Origin of the sequence: Aeromonas salmonicida subsp. salmonicida (assembly GCF_001643305.1) — a bacterium.
Taxonomy (GTDB): domain Bacteria; phylum Pseudomonadota; class Gammaproteobacteria; order Enterobacterales; family Aeromonadaceae; genus Aeromonas; species Aeromonas salmonicida.
In genome coordinates this window covers 44,038-56,313 of record NZ_LSGW01000100.1, presented here as the reverse complement: position 1 = coordinate 56,313, position 12,276 = coordinate 44,038, and the positions used below count along the sequence as shown (strand labels likewise).

Here is a 12,276-nt window from a genome sequence, read left to right as displayed (position 1 = left end):
TAGTACCCCAGCCATTTTTACCCGTCATCGACCTGTCGATGATGTGCTGTGGTAAGCGTGAGAGACTTTGATCTCGTCAACGTGCCTAGGTCCAAACCCTAGTACCCAGCCATTTTTACTTGTATTTGACTCGCGTCTTTTACTTGTATTTGACTCGCGTCGAGCACAAGACGGCTATGTAGCTCAGTTGGTTAGAGCATCGCACTCATAATGCGAGGGTCACAGGTTCGAATCCCGTCATAGCCACCATTAATACTGCGGAAGTGGCGAAATTGGTAGACGCACCAGATTTAGGTTCTGGCGCCGCAAGGTGTGAGAGTTCGAGTCTCTCCTTCCGCACCATTAATAGCAGTACCAAACAAACCAGCTCACGCTGGTTTTTTTGTACCTGTTTTTCACCAGACAGCCTCTTGTCATCCCTTGCCCAGCTCACACCGCAGCCCTGCTCGACCGCGGTTGCCCCTTCCTGTACTCGCGACAGCCCAATAAAAAGCGGCTCGCAAGCCGCTTGTCTCTTTGCCCTGATAACCACAGGTCAGAACGGGAAGAACCAGGGGATGGCGATGACGCTCACCACCATCACCAGCAGGGTGAAGGGCACGCCAATGCGCACGAAATCCATGAACTTGTAATTGCCAGGCCCGAGCACCAGGGTATTGACCGGCGACGAGACTGGCGTCATGAAGGCCGCCGAGGCCGCGATGGCAATAGTCATGGCAAATGGATAGGGTGACACGCCCATCTGCTGGGCCGTGCCGAGCGCTATGGGCGCCATCAGTACTGCCGTGGCAGTGTTGGAAATAAACAGCCCAATCAGGGCGCACAGGGCAAACAGGCTGGCCAGCATCACCCTTGGGCCCATCTCCCCCACTGCAGCTATCAGTCCGCCGACAATCAAGTCCACCCCGCCGGTCTTCTGCAGTGCCAGGGCAAAGGGCAGCATGCCAACGATGAGGATCAGGGTTGGCCAGTGGATGGCCTTGTAGGCGCTCTCCATGTCGATGCAGCGAAATTGTCCCATCAGCAGGCAGGCAATCAAGGCCGCTACGACGTTGGGAACAGGGTCGGTCACCATCAACACCACCATGAGCCCGAGGCAGATCAGTGCAGGGATGGCCTGACTGCGGGCTGGCGCCATCTCGTCCACCTCGGCGGGCAGCCCAAGCAGTAGGAAGTCACGGTTGTGGGTGTGCAGCAAGCGGATCAGGCTCCAGTTCCCCACCACCAGCAGACTGTCCCCCATCAGCAGGGGATCGTCCACCAGCTTGCCGGTCAGCGCCTCGCCGTTGCGGCGGATCCCGACCACGCTCAGGCCATAGTGGGAGCGAAACGCCACCTCACGAATGCTTTTGCCCAGCAGGCGGGAACCGGGAATGAGCGACACCTCGGCCATGCCGACCTCCCGCGCCTGATCGGAGAAATACTCACCGCGCAGTATCATGGGTTCGAGCCGAGCCTCGCTACAAAACTCGCGAATATCCACCTCGGGATCGGACATGTCGATCAGCAGCACATCCCTGGCCTGGAACTCGGTAACGCCGGAGACGGTGACCATTACCCGCCGGAACTTGCGCCAGCGCTCCACCCCTATGACGTTGGCACCGTAACGGGCGCGCAGTTGCAACTCGTCCAGCGTGTGGCCAATCAGGGGGGAATCCGGGCGCAATGCCAGGCGGCGAGCCCGCCCGGTCAGGCGGTAATCACGGATGAGCTCCCGCATGGTACTGCGTCCTGCCGGCTTGCCTTTGCCCTCCTCCCCTTCACACACCAGGGAGCCCCGCATCAGCAGCATGTAGAGGATCCCCATCGCCAGCACTATGACCCCCATGGGAGAGAAGTCGAAGAAGCCGAAACCGGGCATGTCGTGGCGCATCAGCTCACTGTTGACCACCATGTTGGGCGGGGTCGCCACCAGCGTCATCATGCCGCTTATGAGGCCGGCAAAGGCGAGTGGCATCATCAACCTGCCCGCCGGTATCCCCATGCGGTTCGCCACGCTCAGCACCACCGGGATGAAGATGGCCACCACCCCTGTGCTGCTCATCACGGCCCCCAGCAGGGAGACTGCCACCATCAGCAATACCAGCATGCGGATCTCGCTGCTGCCCGCCACCTTCACCAGCATATCCCCCACCTGGTAGGCAATGCCGGTACGGACCAGCCCCTCCCCCACCACGAACAGGGCGGCGATCAGAATGACGTTGGGATCGCTGAATCCCGCCAGCGCCTCCGGCAGGGTCAGGGTGCCGCTCAGCACAAACAGTATGATGATCAACAGGGCAACCACATCCATGCGTACCTTGTTGGTCATAAACAGATAGATGGCCCCCACCAGCATGCAGAGGACCCAGATCAGTTCGGCATTCACACTCGCTCCTTTCGTTCATCTCCGCCATTGCACCAGGGTGCAACCACGGACTCCATCAGACCACAGCTTATTCTGCCCCGATTTGTTACATATCAATAAAGGGGAGGAGCATCATCGCATATCCCGCCCCCCACGCGATTCGTAAAAGGGCGCGCCGTCGTCACACTTCTTTGACCCATTCTTTGATGTGGCTCAGGCCGGGGCGGACAAAAGTCCTGCGGCCGACCCTGCGCAGCCCCTAGAATAGGCCCGTTCCGATCACCTCCCTTTTTTCAAATTTTCAAAGGAAACGAAAATGAGCATATTCGAGTGGTTCAGCATCAATCACACCCTGGTGACCATACCGCTGGGCGGCGGTTACGCCATGTCGTGGATTGAAGCCATCGGCACCCTGTTTGGCCTGGCCTGCATCTGGTTTGCCAGTCAGGAGAAGACCATCAACTACCTGTTCGGCCTTATCAACGTCAGTCTGTTTGCCATCATCTTCTTCCAGATCCAGCTCTACGGCCTGCTGATGCTGCAGCTCTTTTTCTTCTGCGCCAACCTCTACGGCTGGTACGCCTGGACTCGCCCCGCCAACGATCAGGGGGACACACTGCAAGTCCGCTGGCTGAGCAAGTCCAAGCTGATGGTGACCGCTGCCCTGAGCGTGCTGGCCATTGCCCTGCTGACCCGCTATATCGACCCTGTGTTCGCCGCGCTGGCACGCACTTCTGTCTCCCTGCTCAACCTGCTGGGCGCGGGTCTCGCAACCCCTGAGCCCTCCCCCGATGCCTTCCCGTTCTGGGATGCCAGCATGACGGTGCTCTCCGTGGTCGCCCAGATCCTGATGACCCGAAAATACGTGGAGAACTGGATCCTCTGGGTGGTCATCAACATCATCAGCATCGGCGTCTATGCCGCCCAGGGCGTCTATGCCATGTCGCTGGAGTACCTGATCCTGCTGTTTATTGCCGCCAACGGTACCCGCCTCTGGATGCTTGCGGCTAAACGCCAACGGCAGGAAGTGATCGCATGAGCCTGCTGCCCCACCTGCAATGCCGCCCGGATCAGATTGCCGAGCGGGTGGTTTTGTGCGGCGACCCGGCCCGGGTCGATCGCATCGCAAACCAGCTGGCGTCGTGTGACGTACTGGGCCAGCACCGGGAGTTTCGCCTGATCAACGGCCGTTATCAGGGACTGCCCATCACAGTCTGCAGCACAGGCATAGGCGGCGCGTCGGCCATCATAGCGCTGGAGGAGCTGGTGCAAGCCGGCGCCCGAGCACTGGTCAGGGTCGGCTCGGCGGGTGCCTTGCAACATGAGATAGCACTGGGAGATCTCATCGTGGTGGAAGGGGCCGTACGCCACGATGGCGCCTCACAAGCCTATCTGCCCCCCGAGTACCCTGCCTGCGCCGACATTCGCCTGCAGGCAGCCCTGCTCGAGCACATCGCCGCCAGCGGCCTGCCCCATTGGCACGGTCTGGTGCGATCCCACGACAGCTTCTACCGGGATGACGAGCTGGCGGTGTGCCGCTACTGGCACGAGCGCGGCCTGCTGGGGGCCGACATGGAGACAGCCTCCCTGCTCACAGTGGGTCGCCTGCGCAAGGTGCGGGTCGCCGCCGTGCTCTGCAACGTGGTGGCATTCGAGCAGGACGTGCAGCAGGGCGTGGGTGACTACGCCAGCGCCGAGCAGGCTATGATGACCGGCGAGCGACTGGCCATCGCCGCCGCGCTCCATGCCCTGGTGCAGTAAGCCAGGCTCATTCTGACCCCTTCAGGGGCTGGTACCGCAGCGGCCCCTGACAAAACGTTAAGCCCGGCACATTCAATGGCACAGGCGCTGGTATCCGGCCCGCGCTCTTGCTAGCCTCATGGCCCTCGTTTCCCCCGCGGGCTTCTCATGCAGCAACAACCCTATCCTCTCGGCCGCTTTCACGCCGAACTCAGCCAGCAAGAACCCGAATTTGCCAAGGCGCTCGAGGAGTGCAGCCTGTTCCTGCGCCGCTACCTGCCGGGCGAACCCATCATGCGGCAGGGGGAGCAGAGCGAGTGCCTCTATCTGGTGGAGACGGGCCGAGTCTCCCTCAACAGCACTGTGCACTCGGGGCGCATCTTTCAGCTCGGCGAAATAGCCTGCCACAACCAGATCTTCGGCGAGATGGAGTTCTTCAGTGCCACCCCGGTGCAGTGGAGCGTGGTGGCCGAGACCGAGCTGGATGCCAGCGTCATCTGTGCGCACAAGCTGGCCCAGCGGCTGCTGGCAGAACCCGGCCTGGTACTCTTCTTCGCCGCGGCCCTGGCCAGTGATTATCTCGATACCCTGGACATCACCACCAGCCGCTTGCTGCATCCCATCGCCTACAACATTGCTTATGAGCTATGGCGCGAGCGCCAGCGCACTCCCATGCTGGGTTCACGCAAGCGGGCTCATGAAGCGGCGCGCTTTGGCACCACGGAGCGGGTCTATCGCCGAGCCCTCAAAGAGCTGGTCGAGCAGGGAATCGTGTGCGAAGGCGCTGATGGCCTCGCCATCGCCGATCTCGCCAAACTGCGCGCCTACCTCAACCTTTAATCTCGATTTACTCTTCACCCCTATCGGAGCATCCATGTCTACCCATACCTATCCCGAGTTCACCTTCTTCAGCCGCTTCGTGACCGATATTCAGGCGGGCCGCAAGACCATCACCATTCGCGACGAGAGCGAAGCCCCGTGGCAACCGGGCCAGCGACTGGCACTCTTTACCAACCCCGAGCACCAGCCGTTCGGCACCATTGAGGTACTGTCGGTCACGTCGGTCGCCTTCGATGCCCTCAACGACGAACACGCCCGCCAGGAGAACATGACCCTGGCGGAGCTAAAACAGGTGATCCGGGATATCTACCCTGAACTCCCGCCACTCTATGTCATTGAATTCCAGCTGATTGAAACCTGATTTTGTGAGCTGCCTCAGCTAACGCAACTTGCGCGCTCTGGCTAAAAGCACAAAATAACTGTTTTTATACACAGTCACTGGTGCGTTATGGATACACAACTTGAACCGGCCATTGCAGCCATGGTGGCGGATTTCATTGCAGCAGGCCGCCCCAAAGCGAGCAGCCTGAGCTGGCAGGTGCGACGCGAAGGCTATCTTGCTTCGGCCGTATTGGGCGGTGAACGGGAACAGGTTGGCGCAGTCGAAGAGTGGCAAAACAGCCATTATTCCGTTCACCTCTATCAACCAACACCAACCTCCAGTGCAAGCCGTCCGGTCGTGATCTACTGTCATGGCGACCGTTTTGTCAGCGGCGAGTTCGACACCCACGACAGCCAAATGCGGATGCTGTGCAATCGCGCCGAGACACTAGTGTTTGCGGTACATACCCGCCTTGCCCCTGAACACACCGATCCTGCAGCTCACGACGATGCACTGGCAGCCACGCTCGCCATCATGGCCGATGTGGAGAAATGGCATGGCGATCCGGCGCGTATTGTCCTTGCTGGCGACAGTGCCGGCGGCCACTTCGCCCTCATCACCACCTTGCGACTCAAGGAGCAAGGTGCGCCCTTGCCAGCCGCCCAGCTGCTCATCTATCCAATGCTCGATGCTGTGAGCGAAAGTGACAGCTATTGCCTGCTGGGGGATGACTACCTAATCACCCGCGACATGCTGCTAAGCGGATTTCACGCCTATATGGGCGAGCTCCCCGCCACTCACCCCGAAGCCAGCCCGCTCCACCATCCCGCCCTGTCAGGATTGCCGCCGACCCATATCGTAACGGCAGAATATGATCCGCTGCGAGATGAGGGGGAAGCCCTCTATCGCAAACTGCTGCAAGCCGGTGTCACGGCTATCTGTCAGCGGCAACAGGGGGTTATACACGGCTTCTTCCAACTGGCCGGAGTCAGCCAAACGGCACGTCAGCTCATTGACCAACTATCCGGCTGGTTGCGCAACCAGTAACAGAGGATCAATTGCATCCATTTTCGCACACCTTTATAGTTACCAGCTGACTCAAATGCCCCCCGGTGAAACCCATGTTAGATAGTACCAATCTTGCCCCATACGAACGATGGTGGCTGACCCTAACCTCGCCGCAAATCGCCTTCCAGACCGAGTGGCGCGAGTATCTCAAACCCACCTCACTGCGGGATGGCCTGGATGATAGGAGTACCCTCGCCGACGACTGGGGAATAGAGAACCGCGTCGATCTGCACATGCAGGTACGTGAGCTGGCCTTCGGCCAATGCCATGGCCACCTCATGCTTGAGGACTACGGCGCCTTTCACTGCCTGCCACCGAGCCAGTGGCAAGCCATGTGTGAGCGTGCAACCTCGCCGAGTCACCGCGCCTCTCTCGATTTTGTGGCTCGCACCGCCCCCTATATCGGCCCCCATGGTGTGCAGGCATGGGACTATGGGCGCCACCCGGGAGGGGCTGCGCTTTGGCTGGGTCAGCGAGGAGGAGTTCTGCTTCATCCACAACCATCTCGCCCACCAGGCTCGTCGGCGTTACCACTCTTGGGAACAGTACACCCAGGCCTGGTATGCCGGTCGCTGCCTCTGGAAGTTCAGCCATGAAGAGGGAGATCCGGAGCAGGCCGCTCATGCGTTGCTGCACGGCTGGATCGCTAAGCTGATGCGATCTATGTTGACGGACGCCCTCAAAGACCCCGACAACCCGATCCACGGGCAGAGCTGGTATGAGGTGCCACTGCCTGACGTCGCACAACCGCAAAGCCTCATCGACCTCTTCAACAGTGAGCAGCAGGAATAAACATGGATATCTGGCAACGACTCGGGATCCAAGAAACCGACGATCTGGTCGCCATCAAGCGCGCCTACCACCTCAAGCTGCGTGACTGCCACCCGGAGGATGACCCGGAGGGATTTCGCCTGTTGCGTGAGGCTTATGAGGCCGCCAGCCGGCCACGCCCCGCCATGCGTGATGCCGCAGAGCAAGCGGGTGGCTTGGCCCGCCCGGCCGAGGCCCCAGAACTGGCCGCACTGCTGGCACTGCTCGGGGACGCCAAACGGCGCTTTGTCGCCAGCGAGTGGGATCTCTGGCAAGCATCATTGCAACCGCTCTCGCTGGTGCAGCAGAGCCAACTCTCGGACGAAGTACTTAAGCGCATCTTCGCGTGGCACTGGCTGCCGGGGCCACTCATCGAGCGCCTGTGGCAGGCACTCGACTGGGCCGCGCTGCTGCGCCGTAGTGGCGATCTGCAACGGCAAGGGGAATATCTCGACAGTTGGCGCCAGGCGCCGCTGGCGTGGCTCGCGACCCTGGATCATGCGCGCCAGCGCGCCGTGCTCTCCTTCTATCAGCCCCTGCTCCTATCGCTCGAGGCCGGCGATCGCAACAACGTGTTGGGGCTGCTCTATCACTACCCCCAGCACATGGTCGGCGATCACCCTGATCTGCTGCGCCTGCAACTGCGAGCCCTGCGCGCCGCCGGTAACGACGGCAATACCAGTTATCGCCTCTCACTCGCGCTCACCCTGCTGGAGCAGGAGTCACTGAGTGAAGACGACTGGCACCTACTCTCCGACGCAGCCCTGCTCTGTGGCAAGGAGCAGTTGGTGATGCAGATCGCCGAGGCGCTGGCAGAGCGGGAATACGAGGCGCTGCTCGCCAACCACCTTATCCAGTGGCATCTGGGCAGCGATCAGACGCTGGCCCGCTGGTTACAGGCCTTTGCCATCGCCAGCGACTGGTCCACCGCACGCAGTGCCTTTTGGGAGCCCCAGTGGCTGATGCTGCCCTGGCAGCAGCCCGACCCCATGGAGGAGTGGTTGCATGATCTGATGCTGAAACTGGACCAGGCCCCCCAGACAATACTGGTACTCGAGTCTATTCCTGGGCTTAGGGGCGCACTGGCCCGACTCTGGTGGCACAGCGAATATGGCACCTGGCAGGCACTGGAGGCGGCTCTGACACAGCCCGAGCTGTCCGAGGCCGAGGGTGGCTGGCGGTATCTCACACGCCTGCTACAACACCACGCTCGCCGCAAACTGGCCGAACGGCCAGAACTACCCCAGCTTGACGCACTGCTTGACAGCTATGGCAGCGATGACTGGCTGAGTATCGCGCCTCCCAGTGCCGAGCAGATTGCCTGCGCCACGCCGCAACAGTGGCTCGAGTGCCTGCGCCGCTATCCGCTGATACCGGACGCCTGGTTCCAGGCCATCGCTCAGCGTGCCGACGAGGAAGAGTGGCAAGACGACATGGTTAAGGGAACACATCTGGGAGCTTATCTCTCACACCATCGTCTTTACAACGACACACGCCTTGGCGATGCCTGGCACGGCGAAAGCTGGCCCGGTTGTTTCCGCTGGGCACAGTTTTATTACGCCTACGCCTGGACACCGACACAGCATCTCGCTGCACTGCGCAACGCCATGGGCGTGCTCCCCCCCAGCCAGGATGACACCCCGCTCACCACCGTACTGCGTCTCTCGGCACAGCCCACTATCTATCAGGCGGCCATCACCACGGCATGCGCCCGCTGGCCAGAACAATACGTGCTGTCAGTGACCCTGAGCAATCAGACCGCTCTGCTGCGCAATTCGGAGGTGAGCGATCAGTCGCTGCTAGACAGAGCCAGAGCCCATGAATTGCCTGCGCTCGCAGCCCTGATTGGCCGGCGCCTCGATAACGAGCCGGATCTCGCCAGTAACATAGTGCTGTGGAACCTGCTGCTCTGCCACCCGGAGAGCAACGCGGCCTATAGCTACCTGCTGAGCCCGCTACGCAGAAGAATGGAGGCCATCAGAAAGGAGTGGAATCTGGATTTGACAAACTATCCGTATAACAAGGAGTCCCTCATATACGGATACCTGATTCAGGACACCGACACGATAACCGCGCCCACGATTCTGGAGCAGCATCTTCCTTGTGAGAATGCCGCCACCTTTGTCCATCCCAGTTGCTATTGCATCGGGCTATTGACCCATGATGTGAATCAAAGCGGTTTTAACAGCCGACTCATCCAGCCGCTGCTAAGGGATCAGGAATTGCTCACCCCCCACCAGCGAGAGGCGGCGAGCATCACGCTCGGTTACCTCGAAGACAAGCTCAATCAACAGCTTGCACATGACAGAGCTCATGACCGCTCACGCTTTAAACAGCTGGGTAAGGGCGCACTCTTGTTCACCATGCTCATCGGCTTGCTGCAACTCTTCATGGTCTTCCCGTTGAGCGACCACCCCTTCTCCATACTGGGTGATCCCTACATGGCCTGGAAGACGGAGCGTGGCAGTCTGCTCTCCCTCTGTAGCGTCTTATTCTTGAACGTCTATCTCATCTATCAGGTAACGCGAGGCACCAAACGGCGGCCCGTGTTACAGCTCTATTGGCTATGGAGCGCAATGTGGTTTTCGATTCTGTTTCTCTCCAATTCGGCGTTTTGGGGACTGCCCATCTGGTTGGGGCATCTACTTGCCATATCAGGCGTCAAAGCGGGAGAGCTGCGCCACGGGTGGCCCAAGGCATTCTATGCCAAGGGCCGCATGTCGCTTGAGGAGATTATTGGCTAGTGCCACTGCTTGAGCAGGGCGTTCATCTCTTCGCGAAATGAGCGGATCAGCTGCGGGTCCTGGCCAGCCAGGACCCGTTCAAATTGCAGCAGCCACTGCTCTATCTGACGCCGCTCATTTCCTGTACTCTCTTCATAAAGCTGCTCCAGTCGCTCGCTCAGGGTCAGATTGGGCAGCGCATCGCGCGGATGGTGCTTGAGACGGGCCAGACGCTCGCGGCTCTCGCGCTTTCTCTCTTCAGTCACACCTGCCGGGCTTCTATCGATCACCTTCTGAAACAGCTCGCCGGTGCTTACCAGCGTCACGTCCACCTCCAGCATGCCATTGATGTCGTAGCTAAAGCGCACATCTACCTCCTGAATGCCCTTGCCGGTCGGCAGCGGGATCTCGAGGTTATCAACATGCAAGTTGTCCCGTACCCAGAAGCGCTCTCCCTGATAGATGCTGATAGACACAGCCTTCTGCTGTTCGTGACCACTGCGGTAACGCTCTACGCGTGAAGCCGGCACCACGGTATTGCGCTCCAGGATGGGGCTGAAGATACCGTGCTGATCTCCTTGGCTGACCTCGATGCCCAGCGTAAAAGGACAGACGTCTGTCATGATAAGCTCTTCCACCGCGCTATCGCGTAGGCGGCAGGCGGCCTGGATGGCTGCCCCTATAGCCACCACCCTATCAGGATCCAGATCGTGACGGCCAAAACGGCCGAGCAAGCGCACTGCCGTTTGCTGAACCTCGCTCTGGCGGCTCGCCCCGCCGACGAAGATCAGCTCATCAACCTCCTCGGGGTGCAGGCGCGCATCGGAGAGCGCCTGGCTCAGCGGTTTGCGCAGCCGGTTGAGGGTCTCGCGCCAGATGCCAGCCAGCTCAATTTCGGAAAAACGCAGTGTGCGGTTCCACTCGCCACCAAGCTCGACCTCCAAGCAGCTACCACTGCGATGGCGCTTTGCCCGCTCGCTGGCCAAATAAACCAGCCCAAGCTGCGAGAGTGGCATATCGCTGCGATCTGTGCCGAGTTGATCGAGCACAGCGTCGACCAGATCCTGAGTGAAGTCCTCGCCGCCAAGCCGGTTGTCACCTGCCGAGGCTCGCACCTCCATGATACCGTCCTGGTACTCCACCACGGTCACATCGAAGGTGCCACCGCCCAGATCGAACACGAGAAAGCGGCGGCTATGCTGCTCGTGCAGACTGTAGGCCATAGCGGCTGCCGTCGGTTCGTTGATGAGACGCACCGCATCGAGCCCCGCCAAATCGGCCGCTAGGCGCACCTGCTTGCGCTGCTGATCGCCAAAGTAGGCAGGTACCGAGATCACCACCTCATACACCTCGTGGCCAAGCCACACCTCGGCATCAGCCTTCAGGCTACCCAACACCAGTGCGCAGAGTTCAGTCGGGGTATACTGCTCCTTGCCAAGCCTGTAACGCCGCTCACTGCCAAGAAAACGCTTGAAGTGGGAGGCGGTATTGGATGGATCCGTCAGCAGGCGGGTGGCAGCGGCCTGACCCACCAACAAGGTATTGTCATCACCAATGCAGACTATCGATGGTGTCAGATCCTGGCCATGCGCATTGGGAATGAGATAGGCCTTACCATCCTGCCATACGGCAATCGCACTGTTGGTGGTCCCCAGATCGATACCAATAGCTGGCCTAAGCGTCTCCATTATGAGAATGCCTCTTAACTGTTTAAGTCCATGAAAGAGCAAGAATTGTGCGTCCCATACAAAAAGTGGTCAAGTGGAACCAAGCATCCTCTTGCCCATCCATCCAGATAGTATGCGGCTATCACTATGGTTTGGCCTTTACGAATCAATATGTTAATAACATTTTTCTAATAATTACCGACTAAGGAGTACGCCTTGTGATGGCTTGGTTAGACATTTCAATATGGAGAGAAGGCATGATGCACGGGGTCGAGCTGTTCCAGCTGCTGCTGGAGATCATCTCCATCGCCTGCGTGGTCATTGGCCTTGGCAAGACCCTCTGGCTGGCGGCGCGGGTACGGGATCACCAGCCCGGCTTTCCGCGGATCCGGCTCTGTTTTGGCAGCTGGCTTATTCTGGCGCTGGAGTTCCAGCTCGCCGCCGACATACTGGCCACCACTGTCGCGCCGAGCAAGGAGGAGCTGATCCGTCTCGCCATCATTGCGGTGATCCGCACCTTCCTCAACTACTTCCTCGGCAAGGAGCTGGAGGCACAGGCTGAGCGCCAGCAGGCTGAACAGGTCACGGCCAACCGATAACCCTTTCCCATCACAGCTATTGAAGACGCCACCATTCCTGCCACATATGTGGCAAGGGAGGGCCGCGCTGTGACCCTCCCCTCATTTTTGACAATCAGTCAACTATGGAACCCTTTTCAGACGTTCCCACACCCTGCCCCACGCATCTGCAAACACCTAG

Annotated in this window: 10 protein-coding genes and 2 tRNA genes; 10 read left to right on the top strand and 2 right to left on the bottom strand. The window is 59.8% G+C overall.

Annotation, left to right across the window (positions count from 1 at the left end):
* Positions 1 to 172: 172 nt before the first annotated feature.
* A tRNA-Met gene (locus AXW79_RS19005) sits at positions 173 to 249 on the top strand.
* 8 nt (positions 250 to 257) lie between these two features.
* Positions 258 to 342, top strand: a tRNA-Leu gene (locus AXW79_RS19000).
* Positions 343 to 535: 193 nt separating this feature from the next.
* Here AXW79_RS19000 and AXW79_RS18995 read toward each other — a convergent pair.
* Positions 536 to 2,368, bottom strand: a complete 1,833-nt coding sequence (locus tag AXW79_RS18995) for an SLC13 family permease (RefSeq protein ID WP_005317037.1) — start codon at positions 2,366 to 2,368, stop codon at positions 536 to 538.
* A gap of 295 nt (positions 2,369 to 2,663) precedes the next feature.
* On the opposite strand from AXW79_RS18995, the gene pnuC reads away from it, so the two are divergent.
* The 7 genes from pnuC to AXW79_RS18960 all read left to right on the top strand — a co-directional run bounded on the left by pnuC (position 2,664) and on the right by AXW79_RS18960 (position 9,871).
* Positions 2,664 to 3,386 (top strand): nicotinamide riboside transporter PnuC, encoded by a 723-nt coding sequence (gene pnuC / locus AXW79_RS18990; protein ID WP_005317039.1) that lies wholly within the window; start codon positions 2,664 to 2,666, stop codon positions 3,384 to 3,386.
* Positions 3,383 to 4,108, top strand: a complete 726-nt coding sequence (locus AXW79_RS18985) for a nucleoside phosphorylase (RefSeq protein ID WP_005317041.1) — start codon at positions 3,383 to 3,385, stop codon at positions 4,106 to 4,108. Before pnuC ends, AXW79_RS18985 begins: the two co-directional genes overlap by 4 nt.
* A 147-nt stretch (positions 4,109 to 4,255) precedes the next feature.
* Positions 4,256 to 4,927 carry a Crp/Fnr family transcriptional regulator gene (locus AXW79_RS18980; RefSeq protein ID WP_005317044.1) on the top strand — a complete coding sequence of 224 codons (672 nt, stop codon included), beginning with the start codon at positions 4,256 to 4,258 and terminating at the stop codon, positions 4,925 to 4,927.
* Positions 4,928 to 4,961: 34 nt separating this feature from the next.
* Positions 4,962 to 5,288 (top strand): N(4)-acetylcytidine aminohydrolase, encoded by a 327-nt coding sequence (gene yqfB, locus AXW79_RS18975; RefSeq protein ID WP_005317046.1) that lies wholly within the window; start codon positions 4,962 to 4,964, stop codon positions 5,286 to 5,288.
* 87 nt (positions 5,289 to 5,375) lie between these two features.
* Positions 5,376 to 6,296, top strand: a complete 921-nt coding sequence (locus AXW79_RS18970; protein ID WP_005317048.1) for an alpha/beta hydrolase — start codon at positions 5,376 to 5,378, stop codon at positions 6,294 to 6,296.
* A 453-nt stretch (positions 6,297 to 6,749) separates the two neighbouring features.
* On the top strand, positions 6,750 to 7,109 hold the full coding sequence (locus AXW79_RS23885; RefSeq protein WP_005317060.1) for a DUF1266 domain-containing protein: 360 nt from the start codon (positions 6,750 to 6,752) through the stop codon (positions 7,107 to 7,109).
* Positions 7,110 to 7,111: 2 nt separating this feature from the next.
* The gene (locus AXW79_RS18960; protein ID WP_005317062.1) at positions 7,112 to 9,871 is read left to right on the top strand and encodes a J domain-containing protein; all 2,760 of its coding nucleotides are present in this window, start codon (positions 7,112 to 7,114) and stop codon (positions 9,869 to 9,871) included.
* On the opposite strand, the gene AXW79_RS18955 is transcribed toward AXW79_RS18960, so the two are convergent.
* Positions 9,868 to 11,538 (bottom strand): Hsp70 family protein, encoded by a 1,671-nt coding sequence (locus AXW79_RS18955; RefSeq protein ID WP_005317064.1) that lies wholly within the window; start codon positions 11,536 to 11,538, stop codon positions 9,868 to 9,870. The two genes, AXW79_RS18960 and AXW79_RS18955, sit on opposite strands and share 4 nt — an antisense overlap.
* Positions 11,539 to 11,774: 236 nt before the next feature.
* Here AXW79_RS18955 and AXW79_RS18950 point away from each other — a divergent pair, with 236 nt between their 5' ends.
* Complete coding sequence (locus tag AXW79_RS18950) at positions 11,775 to 12,116, top strand: DUF1622 domain-containing protein (RefSeq protein WP_005317065.1); 342 nt, start codon at positions 11,775 to 11,777, stop codon at positions 12,114 to 12,116.
* The last annotated feature ends 160 nt before the right edge of the window (positions 12,117 to 12,276 follow it).